General features: G+C 54.5%; 13 protein-coding genes. 4 read left to right on the top strand and 9 right to left on the bottom strand.

Annotation, left to right across the window (positions count from 1 at the left end):
• Positions 1-24 precede the first annotated feature (24 nt).
• Positions 25-486 carry a hypothetical protein gene (locus B157_RS0125005; protein ID WP_157618579.1) on the bottom strand — a complete coding sequence of 154 codons (462 nt, stop codon included), beginning with the start codon at positions 484-486 and terminating at the stop codon, positions 25-27.
• Positions 487-660: 174 nt separating this feature from the next.
• On the opposite strand from B157_RS0125005, the gene B157_RS0125000 reads away from it, so the two are divergent.
• Genes B157_RS0125000 through B157_RS0124985 form a run of 4 tightly spaced genes read left to right on the top strand, consistent with a single transcriptional unit; the run spans position 661 to position 7013 of the window.
• Complete coding sequence (locus B157_RS0125000) at positions 661-2571, top strand: sensor histidine kinase (protein ID WP_020606050.1); 1911 nt, start codon at positions 661-663, stop codon at positions 2569-2571.
• Position 2572: 1 nt separating this feature from the next.
• On the top strand, positions 2573-4447 hold the full coding sequence (locus tag B157_RS0124995; RefSeq protein ID WP_020606049.1) for a sensor histidine kinase: 1875 nt from the start codon (positions 2573-2575) through the stop codon (positions 4445-4447).
• A gap of 52 nt (positions 4448-4499) precedes the next feature.
• Positions 4500-6371: a sensor histidine kinase gene (locus B157_RS0124990; RefSeq protein ID WP_020606048.1), complete on the top strand. Its 1872-nt coding sequence runs from the start codon at positions 4500-4502 to the stop codon at positions 6369-6371.
• A 3-nt stretch (positions 6372-6374) separates the two neighbouring features.
• Complete coding sequence (locus B157_RS0124985; RefSeq protein ID WP_020606047.1) at positions 6375-7013, top strand: response regulator; 639 nt, start codon at positions 6375-6377, stop codon at positions 7011-7013.
• A gap of 129 nt (positions 7014-7142) precedes the next feature.
• Here the strand turns inward: B157_RS0124985 and B157_RS0124980 are convergent, their stop codons facing one another.
• The 8 genes from B157_RS0124980 to B157_RS0124945 all read right to left on the bottom strand — a co-directional run bounded on the left by B157_RS0124980 (position 7143) and on the right by B157_RS0124945 (position 16782).
• Complete coding sequence (locus B157_RS0124980) at positions 7143-7556, bottom strand: EamA family transporter (protein WP_020606046.1); 414 nt, start codon at positions 7554-7556, stop codon at positions 7143-7145.
• A 99-nt stretch (positions 7557-7655) separates the two neighbouring features.
• Positions 7656-8795 carry a hypothetical protein gene (locus B157_RS0124975; protein WP_245565257.1) on the bottom strand — a complete coding sequence of 380 codons (1140 nt, stop codon included), beginning with the start codon at positions 8793-8795 and terminating at the stop codon, positions 7656-7658.
• A gap of 47 nt (positions 8796-8842) precedes the next feature.
• Positions 8843-9325, bottom strand: coding sequence for a hypothetical protein (locus tag B157_RS0124970; RefSeq protein ID WP_020606044.1), 483 nt, complete (start codon positions 9323-9325; stop codon positions 8843-8845).
• Positions 9326-9474: 149 nt separating this feature from the next.
• Entirely contained in the window at positions 9475-10215 is a 741-nt protein-coding gene (locus B157_RS0124965) for a phosphatase PAP2 family protein (protein WP_020606043.1), read from the bottom strand.
• 97 nt (positions 10216-10312) lie between these two features.
• Positions 10313-11332 (bottom strand): YncE family protein, encoded by a 1020-nt coding sequence (locus tag B157_RS0124960; protein WP_020606042.1) that lies wholly within the window; start codon positions 11330-11332, stop codon positions 10313-10315.
• A 36-nt stretch (positions 11333-11368) separates the two neighbouring features.
• On the bottom strand, positions 11369-14473 hold the full coding sequence (locus B157_RS0124955) for an efflux RND transporter permease subunit (protein WP_020606041.1): 3105 nt from the start codon (positions 14471-14473) through the stop codon (positions 11369-11371).
• Complete coding sequence (locus B157_RS0124950) at positions 14463-15407, bottom strand: efflux RND transporter periplasmic adaptor subunit (RefSeq protein ID WP_020606040.1); 945 nt, start codon at positions 15405-15407, stop codon at positions 14463-14465. The genes B157_RS0124955 and B157_RS0124950 overlap by 11 nt, the downstream gene beginning before the upstream one ends.
• A gap of 118 nt (positions 15408-15525) precedes the next feature.
• Positions 15526-16782, bottom strand: a complete 1257-nt coding sequence (locus B157_RS0124945) for a TolC family protein (RefSeq protein ID WP_020606039.1) — start codon at positions 16780-16782, stop codon at positions 15526-15528.
• Positions 16783-16897 lie beyond the last annotated feature (115 nt).

Genomic DNA, 16897 nt, shown 5'->3' with positions numbered 1-16897 from the left:
TCTTGTATGGAATTGGTAAGCCGGTTATAGTTTCAGCTTGGTGTCCATCGGTTTGTGGGCGAACACGTACACCGCTTTACCATTGTCTCGCACGGAAACGTAAACCGAGACATTTGTCATTGATGACCGGTACACCAGTGCATCACTGAACGTGGCCCCCTGACCACTGTTGCAGGGAGTTGGTAAGGGTTTGCCCCCGGGGCTAACCTGATTCATCAGCCATTTTTTTCCTGATTTGCTTTCGGTAAGCACAACGTTGGATGCCTTGCCGGTACCGAAGTTTGCCGTCAGTGCAACGGAATAGACCGGCTCACCCTCACTATCCGAAATCCCGAGCAGCACAATGTTGGTGAACTGTATTATTGTCTGGTTTGAATTATACGGGGCACTTTCCATATTCCAGGCGCATTTTGCCGCACCGTACTGAGCGAATGATGTGGCTGCGAAGCCGAAAACAAGGGCGAGAATCAAGCTTACTTTTTTCATGATTTTTGTTTGATTTGATTTGGTTAAAAAAGAGAAAGAAATTATCCCGTTTGGGTGATACAAAGGTGGCAGATTGGACAGGGGCAAATCCATACCAACTTGTTTGTATTTTTACCGTAAAAGGTTTTCTTTTGAGGGAGTTTCGCATCTATCCCGGCAAATCCTTCCCTTCTCATGAACCGTTTTCGGTGTTTTTGGCTGTGCGTCTGGCTCAGCCACGCAGCCTGGGCGCAGTCCGGCCCTCAGCCTCTGTTGGTTGGTGCTTCGGCCCTGCCCTCCGGCGAATTATCTCTACGGGAAGCCCTGTATCATTTGGAAGACACAACGGGCAAACTCACCATTAACCAGGCAGTAGAACGGCAGAACAAGGGGCAATTCAGCCTATCCAACAGCCGTACGGTCCGGCAGGATTTTGGCTATAACACCGCCGTGCAATGGCTTTATTTTGAGCTGGAAACCGTTCAGAAAGCCAGCCTGATGCTGGAAATCGAGTACGCCAACATCGACGACCTCGAACTGTTCAGCGTTCAGAACGGGGTCATCCAGTCGCTGGGGCACACCGGCGACCGATTTAGCTTCAGCCACCGGCCTTACCTCAACAATAATTACGTTTTTCCGCTCCGGCTGCTGGCAGGCGAACGGGCCGGGTATTACCTGCGCTTCAACCGTCCCAACGCCATCCTGTCCTTCTTTATCCGGCTCTGGCCCCGGACCGTTTTCCTGCATACCGACCGCGACGAGTATTTTGCGTGGGGTATATACATCGGCGTTATCTGCCTGGTACTTATTGTAGCGGTTGTGATGCTGCTGGCTACCAAAGACCGGATTTACCTGTGGTTCGGGCTGTATATTCACTTCATGACCATGCATCTGTTTTCCGATGCCGGGTTGGGGTTTCAGTATTTGTGGCCCAATACGCCCCGCATCAACGAGCTCGCGCCGGTTTACCTCTACATCTGGGCAGCCATGATTGCGCAGCTCACCTTTATGCAGTTTTTTATCCGGCAAACCGCCCTGAGAAGCCGGATATATCGCTGGAATAACGGGTTCAAACTAGTAGTTCTGATAACCCTGCTGGCAGTGATTGGCATTCAGCTTTCCGACGTGGCCGGGCGCGAACTGTACCTGTATAAGTTTACCGCATCGGCTACACGCTATTTTGTGATAGCCCTCATTACGCTGACGGCCCTTAGCTTGTGGGAGCACAAGCGCCGGAGTTCATTGCGGCAACAGGAAAAATTAGTTCGGTATTACACCTACGCGCTGCTGATTCAGTTTTCGGGCTTCGTACTGGTGTCGCTCATCAACTGGTGCCAGGATAGAGGCTGGCCCCTGCCGTTTGATGTGCTGACGTATGTTATCATGGGCGTAACCGTTTTCCTGGATATTGTCTTTTTCTCGTATGGCCTGGCCTATCGCTACCAGGTTGCCCGCCAAATTAACCGTACCCTCGAACTCGACCTGCTCACCGCCCATCAGCAAACGCAGCAACGGGTAATCGATGCGCTGGAAGAGGAACGGCAGCGACTGGCGCAGGACCTCCACGACGACATCGGCCCTACCCTGTCGGTGGCAAAGGGCTACCTGTCGGTGCTGACCCGTACCGAAAAAACGGGACCCCTGATGCACGCGCAGACCCTGCTCGACGAAGCCGCCCACGAACTGCGAACCCTGTCGCACCAGTTGATGCCGAAGCACCTCGAACAGACGGGCCTGGCCGAAGCCATTGACGAAACGATACGAAAGAAATCGGGCATGGGTACGCAGTTTCAGTTTATCAGCCTGGGAGACGTTAAACGGCTACCCGCTCAAACGGAACGGCTACTGTTTGGTATAGCCACCGAACTGATTCAGCAGGTTCAGCACCAGAACCACGCTACCGAGGCTACGGTCCAGTTGATTTATCACCCCGGCTACCTGAACCTGACCGTTGAAGACAATGGCCCCGCACAGCCTGACTACCGGGACGAACGCAGTTTGCCCCACCTGCTCACGAAAGCGGAGTTTCTGAACGCCGACTTACTCATTGAAACCAATGAGCAGGGGCATTCCGTGATGCTCACCGTCCCTTTTCCCACTGCCTGATATGGTCCGGAATCTGATTGGCTTGTTTGGAATAGTAATACTGGCCATTTGGGGCTTTTCGTGGTATCATGCCCGCTCTACAGCGCCCATGAAAGCCTTTCCAATAACCCTGTTTCACTGGGAAGACACTACGGCGCGGGCCACCATCCAGTCCGTACTGCAGTCGGCGGGGTTTGCCCCCATCCGGCACCGGCGGCAAAACGTGGGTTACACCGAGTCAATCCACTGGTACCGGTTCCGGTTGCCGCCCGACAGCCTTGAAACGGACCTGACCCTCGACGTTCGGAATCATGCTATCAATGCGCTGCAACTGATAACGGTGCGAAATGGCCTCGTAATGTCGGTCACCAAAACGGGCGACCGGTTCATGTTCAGCCAGCGGCCCATACCCACTAAAACCTTCGCTTTCCCACTCCATAGCAGCCCCCGCCAGCCTACTGAGTATTACCTCCGGCTCGACAAGCGGTACGAGAATTTAGCGACCGAGATGACGCTCTGGCGCACCAGCGATTTTGAGGACAAAGAGCAGCGCGAATATTTTCTGTGGGGCATTTTTGTGGGTATTGTGGCGCTGGTGGTACTGCTCAACGTACTGTTCTGGCGCACCAGCAATGACCCTGTATACCTGTGGTACGCTATTTATGTGACTGGCCTGTTTCTGCGGCAGGCCGCCGATTCGGGGCTGGGCTTCCAGTACCTGTGGCCGGGGCTGCCCGCCCTCAACGCACCCGACCCACTCATCCAGGCACTTTGGCTGTATGTACCGGCTATGCTTCAGTTTCAGCAGTATTTTCTGAATCTAAAGCAGGAACACAAACGGCTGTTTTGGGCCACGCAGGTACTGAAGTGTACTTTCTGGGCTGGTTTCACGGGGTTACTTGCCGCGCAACTACTGCACCTGCCGCAGCACTATCCGGAACTGATTCAGGTGGTTACGCGCATCCATACCCTACTGGCAAATGCAACTGTTTTAGCTTTTCTGTGGATTATTGTGGTTAGTTTACAGTCAGACAATGCACTCCGGCAGCTATACGGGGCCGGTTTGGCCCTGCAAATGACTGGCCAGTTTGTCAATATTATCCAGAATATGTCGCGCAACCAGGCCGACGGGGTTTATCTGATTGAGCCGTACCTGCTCATAGTTGTCATCTTTTTTATCGACTTAGTGGTGTTTGCCTACCTCTTGGCGTACCGCTACCGGCAGTCGGTGCGGGAGCATCAGACGCTGACACTCAACCTGACACGGACGCAGCAGCAGACAAACCAGAAAATTATCCAGATGCTCGATGCGGAACGGGAACAGGTGCAGCACCTCCTCCGCGCCGATGTAAGCCAGCGACTCGGGCAGGTCCAGCACCTCCTGACCGGCGTAGTTTCGTCGGCGCAGCTTACCGATTCGGTTCGGCTTATTCAGAAAGCGGATGCCGACCTGGATGGGATTGCCCGGAACAGGCTACCCGTTGCGGTGGCCCAAAAAGGCGTGGCCGCTGCCCTGGCTGAACTGACGGAGCAACTCAACCAGACCCAGTTAGTGCAGTTCACGTTTGTGCAAACGGGCGAAAAACCCGCGTTATCGGTTAGTCAGGACGTGCAGTTGTACCGGATTGCTACGGAACTGATGAATAATGTACGCAAACACGCGCAGGCCACGCAGGCGCATGTTGTACTAACGAATGAGGCCGGGGGTGTTTCGCTGACGGTCAGCGACAACGGCCGGGGGTTCGATGCCCGGTCGGCCGGAGAAAGCCAACCGGGTATTGGCCTGAAGAATCTGTACGCCCGCGCCCACGAACTACAGGCCGACGTAACCCTCGATTCGGGAGGAGACGGTACCACCATAGCCGTTCGGCTTTCGCAAAAAATACAAACAAGTTAGTATGTTTTGGCAGGGCGTATCCGGCTAGCTTTGCCCAAATCACCCACTGTTGTTGAGACATCCCGTTTTCATACTGCTCCTGCTCATCGTATCGCTTTCTGCCGTGGAAGCGCAGCAAACTTATCGGGTCACGTCCGACAAACGGTATTTGCTGGACGGCTTCATCGATCATTTTGAGGACACCACCACCCGACTTTCCATGCAGCAGATAGTCCGGCTTCATAAGCAGGGGCGTTTTAAGCCTTTACCGTCCAGCCTGCTGAACCAGGGTTACACGGCTTCGCATCACTGGATTCATCTGCGACTGGCTTCCAGTACCCCTCAAACCGCTTTTCTGGAACTCGACAATCCGCGCATCAATGATTTCTGGTTTTATCAGCTAACCGGAAATAACCTGATTCACCAGGTACTTACGGGCGACGCCCGGCCCTTCGATTCGCGGGCCTTTCCGAGCCGAAACTGGCTGTTTCCGATTTCACTGACGGCTAAAGCCCCCACCGATTTATTTATCATGGTGGCCAAACGGCACGAGGTACTGGGTGTTCGGGTCAGCCTGTGGGGGAGTAATACCTTCGAGCGACACGACCGGAATGATTACCTGTCTTGGGGCTTCCTGACCGGATTCAGCCTCCTGATTCTGCTCATCAACACCGTTGCTTTTGTGGCTACGAAAGACCGGATCTATTTTTGGTTTATCTGCCTCATCCTGGCCATTGCCTTCCACATTTCGGGACAGTCGGGCCTGGGATTTCAATACCTCTGGCCTAACACCCCGGCCTTCAACCGGCTCGACCCCCAATTGCTCTCGGGCTGGCTCATTATGCTGACACAGTTACAGTTTATGCAGCAATTTATCGGGCAAAAAGCGGGGCAAAGCCGGGCGTGTTACGCCGTAAACGGGTTCAAATACGGGCTTACGCTGCTGCTGGTACTGAACATTGTCCTGCGGGTTTTCGACGTATTTCCGCTGCACCATTTTCAATGGACGTTTAATGCAACGTTAGCCCTCATTGTTATTAGCATCGGGCTGGCGTTCTGGTCCATCTTTGAGCGCATCCGGCAAGGCGAAAAGGTGGTGATTTTTTACACCTTCACTTTTTCTATTCAGCTGGTGGGTTACCTGCTGGTTTTCTTTATCAACCTGGCCTTCACGCGCGGGAAAGAGCCGTTGTTTCAATTCGACAGTTATATACTTATCATCATTAATTTGCTGTTTGATCTGCTGGTACTTACATCGGGCATCCTGTTCTTCTGGTTTCAGAAATACCAGCGGCAAAACCGTCTGCTGCTCACGGCTCTTCATCAGAGCGAACAGGCCCAGTCGAAACGGATTATCGACGCGCTCGAAATGGAGCGTAACCGCATGGCCGAAGACCTTTACGACGATGTGGGGGCCATGCTCTCTACCGCCATTGGGTACGTGTCGAGTACGTTACGCAAGCCCGACGTTCGGGAGCGGTTCCCGATGCTGGGCGAAGCCCGCGGCCTGCTGGACCGGGCGGTAGAGAATCTGCGTACTGTTTCGCACAACCTGATGCCCAAAAATTTCGCCCAGCTGGGGCTGGCCAAATCACTGGCCGAAACGGTCGACAAGGTAGGCCCGGGCAGCTCCGTCCAGTTCGAGTATGTGGTAATTGGGCAGGAACGCCGGTTCGATGCGGCCACCGAGGTACAGGTGTTTCGGATCGCGGCTGAACTCATCAACGACATTATCAAAAATTCGACCGCTACGCAGGCTACCCTGCAACTGGTATTTAATCATCAGACGTTGACCCTGATTGCCGAAGATGATAGTCCCCGCACCCCGGTTTACAACAACCTGTCCTCTAAAGTAAATTTCGTTCAGGGCACCCTCGCTATCGACACCGCGCCCACCGGCGTAACGACCATTATTGAGATTCCGTATCAACACCAACCCGTATAACGCATGGAAACGCAAACAAAAATTCTGATTGCCGACGATCATCAACTCTTCAATGATGGCATGAAAATGATGCTTTCGCCCGAGGATACCCTACAGGTGGTAGGGCAGGTGTTCAGCGGCAAAGACGTGCCGGATGCCGTGAACCGGCTACAACCCGATGTGCTGTTACTGGACATCAATATGCCCCACACCAATGGCCTGGACGTGGCCGCGCAACTGCTGAAACAGGTGCCCGCCCTGAAGATAATTGTGCTGACGATGTACAACGACCGCAAGTTTGTGGACGACTGCAAAAAAATGGGCGTACACGGCTACATTCTCAAAAATTCGGGCGTAGACGAGGTCATCAACGCCATCGAAACCGTGCGTGCCGACAAAAAATACTACGACCCCAAGCTCACCCAAACCCACAAGACGAACCTGCATGCCGATGATTCGTTCATGAAGCAGTTTCAACTGACCAAACGCGAAATCGAGATCATCGGCCTGGTGGGGCAGAGTTTCACCAATGAAGAAATAGCCGATAAACTGTTTCTGAGCGTGGCTACGGTGAAAACGCACCGCAACAATATTAACCTCAAACTGGGCATCAACAAACCCGCGGATCTGGTGAAGTTTGCAGTTGAGCACGGGCTGGCATAGTTCAGGCAAGATACACAGCCGTTCTGGCACCCGGAGCTACACCACCCGCCATCCCGATGTCGGGCCTCACCGTCGGCACGGTGGGCGGTAGCTGGGCTTATGTCCGCCATCAGCCATTACCTCCATTAGTTACAGAATCAGCACCAGCGTTCCACCAATAATCAGCGCGGCACCCAGGGCGGCTTTCCAGGTCAGCACTTCACCCAGAAAAACAACGGATAGCAGAATGGCAATGGCCACACTCAGTTTATCCACCGGTGCCACCTGCGATACCTTCCCCAGTTGCAGGGCTTTGAAGTAAAAAATCCAGGACAGGCCCGTCGCTACGCCCGACAGAATGAGGAACAGCCAGTTTTGCCGGGTCAGCGCGGGGAGAGAATCGATGCCCCCCCGCGTGAACACAATGCCCCAGGCCACCAGCAGGATAACCACCGTCCGGATGGCCGTTGCCAGATCGGTATTAACCCCTTTGATACCAATTTTAGCCAGTATTGCCGTTAGTGCGGCAAACAACGCAGAAAGCAGGGCATAAATCCACCACATAAAACAGACTTTAGAAATGAACAGGTTATTGGCTACTGGTTGCGGGAAAAGCCATGCAACAGGCTGAATGCACGCATACGGCTATCTGGTTGCGTTTCATCAGTTTGCCTGATTGCGCAGAACCGGGAATTCAGCGAACTCAAGCAGCAGTTTATCATACTGACGCGCCAGCTTCTGCTGACCGTCGAGACGGGCTACCTTCGCCAGCACCTGATAGGCGTAGGCGCGTACCGTTTCTTCCCGAACCGCACTTTTTACTACCTCCTGCGCGTATGTCCGTGCGGCCGGACGCTGTCCCGTTTCCAGGGCATAACGTGCTTTCAGTAACGTCCCCATTTGTTTATAAACCGGGGCCTCACCAGCCATTGTCTGCTGAATCAACGGCGGTACAGAATCCATTTTATGCGCGTTCAGGAGAGCCTCGGCGTATTTGTAGCGCCAGTACGGGTTATTGGGGTAACGAACCGTCAGCTGCGCCAGATGAGGCAGGGCTTCGGTGGGCCGGTTTTCGTAGTCCGTCAGCAAATGGGTCAGGTATAGGATGGCTTCGGTACGCACGAACAGCGCCTGTTTGGTAGCGATTTGTAGCTGACTCATCCCCAGATTTTTATTTCCCGCCGTCATAACCCAGGCTACTGTTTTGTAGAACGGATGAATTTCGGGGTACACATCCCGGTAAAAGTTGTACAACCCCGTTGAGAGGTAAAAATCCGGGTAGTGCTGCTGGTAGGCTTTACCCTTCTGCACAAACGGATAGGCATTTTTCGCGTAGCGGACGGTCGCCATCGTTTCGTGTTCGTAATGACTGATTTTGGCCAGCATCGCTTCGGCGGTAAAATACACGAACATGGCTTCGGGCAGAGCGACCTTATCTTCCCCGCTTTTTTTGAGCGACTGCTGCCAGTCTTCGGCTTTACGGGCGGCCTTTTCCAATTGCTGGGTACAGGTACGTTGCAGGGCCAGACTGGTGCGGGCCGGAAACCACTGGTAAAACAGACTAACGCCCCGCAGCAAATCGACGGCCGGGTGCCGGGGCACCAGTTTATCCAACTGGGCAAAGGTGTTTTCGGCCTCCGTAAATTTCAAATCGTACACCTGGTCCAGCCCCGTAGTCAGCAGCGAACGCCCGGCCGGGCTACCGTTAATAATGGGATACTGCGCCAGCACCCGCGTACCCATCAGGGCAAGCAGTATACTGGTTAACAAAGCATTGGTCAACATTTTTCGTATCGGCATCATCAATGGGTCTGTTCATTCGGGAATTCCTCCCGACAAAGATACGGGTATTAGGCGGGTGTCATGTGCTGTTTATCCATCCTCAGTATGGGTTTACCCAGTTGGTTGACGGCAATAATCCAAATGCTGTCATAATCATCGTCGGGCCAGTCGGGCGGGTTACTGATCCCCATCGCTTTTGCCAGTTCGGGGATAGCATGGTGTTCCCAGACGAACAGGGCCAGCCCTGTTTTGTTCCGTACATGGTCGGCAATACGGGTGTAATCATGCTCATCGAATTTGCTGTTGATGCCCAGGTTATACTGAATGGCAAAAGGCGTAACGGTCTGAAACATACGGGCATGGGTGGTGGTCACATCCGTGCCTATCGCGGGTACGTACACGTGGTCGGGAACGCCGAATTTACTGTGCAGAATGGTGGGTAGCTGCAATGCCCGGTTGAACCCCTGTGGCGACAGATTGTCCCCCTGAGCAGGCTTTTCGCCGTGGCGAATCAGTACAATGGTTAACGGCGGAGTAGCGTTGGGTTGCATCGATAGGGTTTGATAAGTGTCTTTGTCATGCTAACGAAGGAAGCATCTTACCGCATCCTTACCTGTCCGTTATACTCGTTTAAGTTGCTTCCTTCGTCAGCATGACAAAAGTGATTGCCAGAAGAAATAGTTCTGTATAGCGAACAGCCCTACCCCACTTCCGGCTGGTGCGTAGTGCGTTGCCATTCGGTCAGGACAATACCCGCTATTACCCAGCAGATACCCAGCAGGTAACCGCCCAGCACATCGCTCAGAAAGTGAACGCCGAGATAAATCCGGCTGAACCCCACCGACAGAATCAGCGTGACGGCACCCGCCCCGATCAGCCTCCGATACCGGTGAACGCTCCGAACGAACCAGTACCCCAGCAGCCCGTACATGGCCATAGCCGTGGCTGAGTGGCCGCTGGGAAACGAGTAACCCGTTTCGGGATAATAGGCCACCTGTAGGGGACGTGCCCGAACAAATGTACGCTTACCCAACTGCACGGATGCGCCCATACCGACCACAACAAACCACAGAATGAACACATTTCGCCGTTTGTGCTGCCGGAACAAAACGATTGAGCCGATGACCAGTGCACTGACAGTTGCGTAAATCGACCCAAGCCAGGTAACGCCGTAGAAGAACTGACTCAGGCTCGATGTACGCGCCTGAAAAAGCCAGTGCGTAAAGGCGGTATCGACCTGCACCATCGGCTCCGTGTTGACAATATTTTCGGCCACTTCGGAGAGGGTCATCACGGTAATAATCAGTAACCCAACCAGCGCCGTTAGCGGCAGTCCCCGAAAGTTTTCCGTAGTTAGTCGGGCCGCCAGCCAGCGCGTAACGGCTGGGTAACGGGTGGTCAGATGGTTGTTCAGGTACTGTTCGATACGAGCCTGGGTCATAAAAAGAACTGGGGTTGAGTAGTTTGAGGTTTATGGTTTAACCTTTTTTCTATTCGGAAATTAGAGAGACTTTTCTGTCATTCCAACGACCGTAGGCTCACTTACTGTACTCCATCACCGTAAAACTGCCCGGTACTACCGACGGACGCGGGCGTGGGTTTTCCGTGGTGGCAGCGGGTGCGGGGCCGTAGTCGGCGGTGGTAACGAAGATGTGGTGGCTCACCGGGTCAATCGTGATGGTACGGGCACCGCGTTGCGTCTGCACCGTCTGAACGGCTTCAAACGTGCCGGGTTTCGTTTCTTTCACCACCGTTAAGGACCCTTCTCCATTGGAACTGATGGCCGAGCCGGTGGAGGTGTCGAACACCGCCCCGTCTACGCCACTACCAATGGGCACGGTGGCCAGTACCTTGCCCGTCTGCGAATCGAGCACCACCATTTCTTTGTTGTGGCAGGTGCTGAACAACCGATGGTGCACCTTATCGAAGGCCAGTCCGGTGGGTTCTTCACCCGTTCCCAGCGACCAGTGGTGTTTCACGGACAGCGATTTGGCATCGAAAACCGCCACCTGATTTTTGTCTTCCAGATTCACAAAAATCGTTCCGTTGTCGTCGGTGACGGCGGCTTCGGGTGCCCCGCCCAGGTCGACGGTACCGGCGACGTTGCCGGTAACCGCATCCAGCACCGTGGCACTATTGCCTTCGTTGTTAAAGATAAAGACCCGTTTGGAGAAGGCATCGTACATAATCGCGTCAGGCTTGGTGCCGGTCGGGATTTCTTTGGTTGCTTTGAGGGTCTTCGTGTCGAACATCGTAGCCGTGTTGGGCCGACCGTTGGTGGTATAACCCACGCTGGTGCCGGGCACCACGGCAATGCCGTGTACACCGGGTGTTGGCGTAATCACCCCGATTTTGGCGTGGCTTTTCAGGTCAAGCACGTCTACCTGCGTGCCGTGCGACACGTACAGACGACCACCATCGGCATCGGCCAGCAGGTAATCCCAGCCACCTTCGCCCCCGACAACCGTTTTTTTAACAAGGTGATAGTTCGCTGGTGTCTGGGCGAATACAGGGCCAGCCAGCAGCAGGCCAATCGGAATAATCCAGTGCATGTTCATAATAGATTGGGGGTTACGTGTATAAGAAATAGTGGTTTATTGGGTTTGTGTTGATTCATCTTTGTACGCCAGTCGCAGCAGACCCGGAAAAATGAGTAGCAGTAACGGCAAGGCTGCGAAAAAACCGCCAATGACAGCAATAGCCAGCGGTTGGTGCAGTTCCGCACCCCGGCCAATGCCGAGAGCCAGGGGTGACAGGGCCATAATGGCGCTAGTGGCGGTCATGAGTTTGGGCCGGATACGCGCCGAAATCGCGAACTCGATGGATTCGGCAACGGGCGCGGTTTTGTGGTGACTGGCAAATTGCTGGAAAGTGAAAATGGCGTTCTCGGCAATGATACCCACAATCATGATGATGCCCGTGTAGCTGCCTACATTCAGCGGGGTTTTGGTCACGAACAGCGCGATAAAGGAACCCGATACGCCCAGTACCGAAATGAACAGAATCAGCCCGGCGGCTTTCAAATCGCGAAACAGAAACAGTAACACGACGAATACTAACAGCGACGCCGAAATCAGAATCATCAGCAACTCCCGAAACGATTGCTGCTGCTGCGCGTAGGCCCCGCCGTATTCGATGTGCTGCCCCGCTGCCAGCGACACCTGACTGCCCACCTGTTGCTGAATATCCCGAATCACGCTGCCTAGGTCGCGGTTCGAGAGCCGGGCCGTGACCGGAATCATTGGCTGGAGATTTTCTCGCTCGATTTCTGCCGACCCCGAATCGACTGATACCGCCGTAAAATCGGACAACAACCGGCTGCGCCCGTCGGCGGTGAAAATGGGGCTTTGGCGCAGGGCGGTCAGGTTGCTGCCCGCGTCGGGGTATTTGAGCCGCATTTTCACGAACTGATTGCCCTCCAGAATATTGCCCACTTCGTTGCCCTGTAGTTTTGTAAGTAGCTGGTTCTGCAAATCCATTGGGGTCAGGCCGTAGTTCAGCAGCGCATCGGGAATGGGTCTGAACACCACCGACGGACCCGCAATGACCACCCCGTCGAACACATCGGCGGTGCCCTGTACCTTTGTCACTACATCGCTGACCTTCTGGGCGATGGGCCGGAGTTTGGCGGGATCGTTGCCGAAAACCTTGACTTCCACCGGGCTGGGGGTACTCATCAAATCGCCGAGCATATCACCCAAAACCTGCCCAAAATCGACGTTCAGGGCGGGCTGGGTGGCTTCGATTTTACCGCGCAACTCATCGATGACTTCGCTGGTAGAACGGCTGCGGTCTTTTTTGAGGGCAATCAGGTAGTCGCCCCGGTTGGGTTCAGTGATAAAAAAGCCCATCTGCGCCCCCGTCCGGCGCGTAAACGCCTGCACCTCCGGGATGGTCCGTATCTGCTTATCCACCTGCGTCAGCATGACGTTGGTTTCATCAAGCGACGTGCCGGGGGGCGAAAAATAATCGAGAACGATGGCCCCTTCGTCCATTTCGGGCAGAAAACCCGTTTCCAGGCGGCTATAAATCAGATAGACTGCCACGCCCATTGCGCCAGACAATACCAGTGCCAGCACCGGATGATGGATAAACACCGATAGCCACTTCCCAATGCTGGGGTGCGTTTCAGAACTGCCCGGCGTGGATTCGCCCTTTTTCTTCTTCAGAAAGCTGAACAGGCCGTACACCACCGGCAAGCCCAGCCACGTAATCAGGAACGAGCAGACCAGCGTAATAACCATTGTGGTAGCCAGCACCTTGAAAAACGCCCCCGCCACGCCACTCATCAGCGCGAAAGGCAGGAAAATAACGATGGTACTCAGCGACGAACCAATCATGGCCGGAAACAGGTAGCTGATGGCCTGCTGAATAGTCTGCGGGGTGGACTCGCCGTCGTGTTCCTCCTCCACGGAGTGTATCTGCTCTACTATCACCACCGCATCGTCGATAATCAGCCCAATGGCAGCCGCAATACCGCCCAGCGTCATAATATCCAGGGTGAAGCCGATGGCATACAATACCAGCATGGTCGTGGCCAGCACGACGGGGATAATCAGTAAAATAACCGCGCTCGCCCGTAGCGACCGCAGAAACAGACTGGTGACAATGATAGCCAGGGCCAACCCGATTAAAATACTGTCGGTCACGCTTTTGACGGCGGTACTCACAAAATCGGCCTGGACGTAGGTGGGCGTAAGCGTAATACCGGCGGGCAGCACATTTTTGAGATCGCGTACTTTCTGGGCAATGTCGGCACTGAGTTTTACGAGGTTGGCGGTGGGTTGTTTTACGACGTTGACCAGCACGGTTTGTTTGCCGTTGGCTTCGATGCGCGTAAATTCCTGCTGCTCGTGGAGTTCCACCGTGGCGACGTCGGCGAGTCGCAGTACGCGCTGCCCGTTGCTGCGGATGACGATGTTTTCTACGTCCTGTTTCGAGTGTACTGTCGCGTCGGTCAGGGTCAGATACAGCCGATGGTAGTCCGAAGCCAGCCCGTCGGCCTGTACGAAGTTGGTGTTAGCCAGGGCCGTCGTGATGGCCGCCGGGGTCACGTTCAGTGTCGCGAGTTTGTCGGCCCGGAGCACAATCCAGTATTCTTTGGTACGCCCGCCCATGATCTGCACGTTCGACACGCCCGGCACCTGACTCAGAAAAGGCCGGATGGTGTACAGGGCCAGCTTGCGGAGTTCAATCAGATCGCGACCAGTGGATTCGAGGGCAAAATCCATAACGGGCAGAATAGATGGGTTCATGCGTTGCACCGCAATGCTCGTATTGGGCAGCAGCGTATTCTGAATCTGGCTGATATAGGCGTTGACCCGCTGCAGCGAGACGTTGATATCGACGTTCCAGTCCAGATAAATCGACAGTTCGCAACTGCCCCGGCTGGTGACACTCCGCACCGTTTGCACCCCCTCGACCTGATTGACAGCGTTTTCCAGCGGCTGGGTAATGGCCACCATCATCAGCTCGACGGGCTGGTCGCCCGCGTTGGCAATGACCTTGATTTTAGGAAAGGTTTTTTCGGGAAACAGCGACACCTGAATGTTTCGGTACGCCATGAAGCCCCCCGCCAGCAACAGCAGCAGGATGGCCAGAATCGGCACCCGAAACCGAAAGAATCCGGGTGGTGCCGCATTCGGCCGGGCCACGTCAGGCCGCGTTCGGTCGGGAGATATGCGTTGTTTATTGGCCATTGGTCGCTTTGTTTATCACGACCGAAGCCGTATCGCCCAGGCCATACCCACCCTGACTGACGATGCGGGCGTTGGGTGCGAAACGGGGACGAAGAATCTCGATTTTCCCCGGCGACAGTAGCCCCGTTTTGACCGGTACCCGCACGGCGGTACTGTCGTTGAGGAGCTGCATGACCCAGAACTCCGTTTGCAGTTCGTTACTCAATACGGCCCCATCGGGCAGCGACTGCGTGTTTTGGTGGACTTTATCGGTAAACGTAATGTTGAGCTGCAACCGGGCGGGTAGTACCATCGCCTGGTCAGGTTTGACCACGAATCGCTCGGTTTGAGAGAGCGAATCGGTCAGGGCCAGCGTCCGGGCAATGCGCCCGCCAATCTGCCGCCCGTTGGGTAGCTGAATTATACACCGGCTGCCAACGTTCACCGCCGAATCCTGTTCGGCTGGCACTTCAATCAGAAACACGAACATATCGGGGGCCGAAAAACTGGCCAGCAGCGTCCCGTCCTGCACGTATTCGCGCTCTTCGGCCATGACCCGCGTCACCAGCCCCGCTTCGGGCGCGCGGATGGTGATTTTGCCGATGTTTTTAAGGGTTGGGTCGTTGAGGTAATTCTTGCCGCCCAGCGCGAAGGCTTCTTTGGTTTCCAGCCCGAACAGCGGCTGTCCTTTCCGCACCTGATCGCCAATTTTTACGTAGACGTGCGTCACGTAGCCCGCAATCGGCGATTTTATATCGCCACTCGTGAGGTAGTACGTCACACCCCGAAACGTGCGTTCGAGCCGGAAGGTATCCCTCGCCACAGGCGTAACGGACACGGGCGTCCTGGGGCGTACGCTGTCAGCCTCTGCCGTGCCGCCATCCGTCGATGACGACCCGCAGCGGCTGAGGAGCACGGGTAGGGTGAGGAGTAGAAGAAATACGTATCGAGTCATATTGTAAAGAGCGAAAGAATGAATGAGCGAAAGAGTGAACGTGGCTGACGCATGAAGGCTGACGCGTCTGGCTCTCGCGTCAGCCATTCGCTCTTTGTCTCTTTCCGTCTTTCACTCTTTAAAAATTCCGGTAATTGAAATCACTGATAAAGCGTTGCTGCTGTACGGTCAATTGATTCAGGCTCAGTTTGATGGTCAGAAATCGTTGCACAATCAACAGGTAATCGATAGCCGACATATCACCCTGGTAGAGCCGCGCCTGACTGATGGTGAGCAGGTTTTCGACATCGGCATTCTGTTTCCCGATGCGCTCCAGCAGATTCTGGTTTACCCGTAACTGCTCCGTAATGGTCCTGACCCGCAGGTTGTAGCGGTTGATGTACTGGTTACGGTAGTTCTGGATATTGAGTTGCGAGACGTTCAGCTTCAGGTATTGCAGTCGCCGTTGCCCGCCGTTATAAATGGGCATGGTGAAATTCAGGCCAAGGCTAAAGCCAAACCGCCTGCCAATGAACAGGGGGCTAACGGCATTAGTCCCCGTGTTGGCTACCAGATCCAAAGCAGGGCGGTAAAAAATATCGATGACCCGCCGGTTGCGCTCCACAATCAGGCTGTCGAACTGGTAGCGCAGCAGGTAGGGGTTGTCATCCAGCGTAAAAATGGGGCGGGCCACCAGGCCGGGGTTTTCGAGCTGCACCCGGCTGGTATCGGGAATGTTGCAGAGAGTGTTGAGCAGGAGCAAATCGGCCAGAAACTGTACTTTGGCTCCTTCGTAATTGATTTCGCTCTGTTGCAAATCGACGCGGAAGGCCAAGTAGTCCGACTGCATGAACAACGCCGAACGCAGCAGGGCTTTGAGTGCTTCGTTCTGGCGGGAGAGCGTGCTGACCAACTGCCCGTAAATAGCCATTTGCCGGTAATCCTGATACGCCGTGATATACTGGTCGGTAATACCTTTGGCAAGGTCGTTTCGGCTGATGCGGAGCGTGTTGCGGAGCGAATCGCGCAGGGCCGCGTTGAGACTATTCTGAATCCGAAGATTCCGTCGATACAGCAGGTTTCGGTTGGCCTGAATCAACGCGGTATATTGCCCACCATTGGTAGTGTTCTGGTCGTAGCCAAAGTTTTGGCCGGCGGGCGCGTAGAGTACCTGCCCGATAGCCTGCACGTAGGGTTTGTTAACGGCCACATTCAGCAGACTGTCCAGCTGGTTCAGGACAAGGGCGTTACTATTTTCTTTCAGTAGCGGACTATTGGCCAGCCCCTGGTCGAGGTAAAAATCCAGCGTCCGGTGGGGTAATGAATCCTGCCCGTAGCCCGACTTACCGGCGAACAACAGCCAGAAAAGCAGGAGTATGGGCGTTATTCGCATCATTTTGTTTTTTATTAGTAAGTTGAGCAGGCTTCTTTTCGTCCAATAATTGTAGCGGATCCATGTAAAGGAAGGTAAAAAACCTAAAGGAAATCTGTAGTCAAGTGGCCAGTCGCTG

Origin of the sequence: Spirosoma spitsbergense DSM 19989, assembly GCF_000374085.1 — a bacterium.
Taxonomy (GTDB): Bacteria; Bacteroidota; Bacteroidia; order Cytophagales; family Spirosomataceae; genus Spirosoma; species Spirosoma spitsbergense.
The sequence above is the reverse complement of the archived record's forward strand: the minus strand, read 5'-3'. Positions and strand labels throughout refer to the sequence as shown.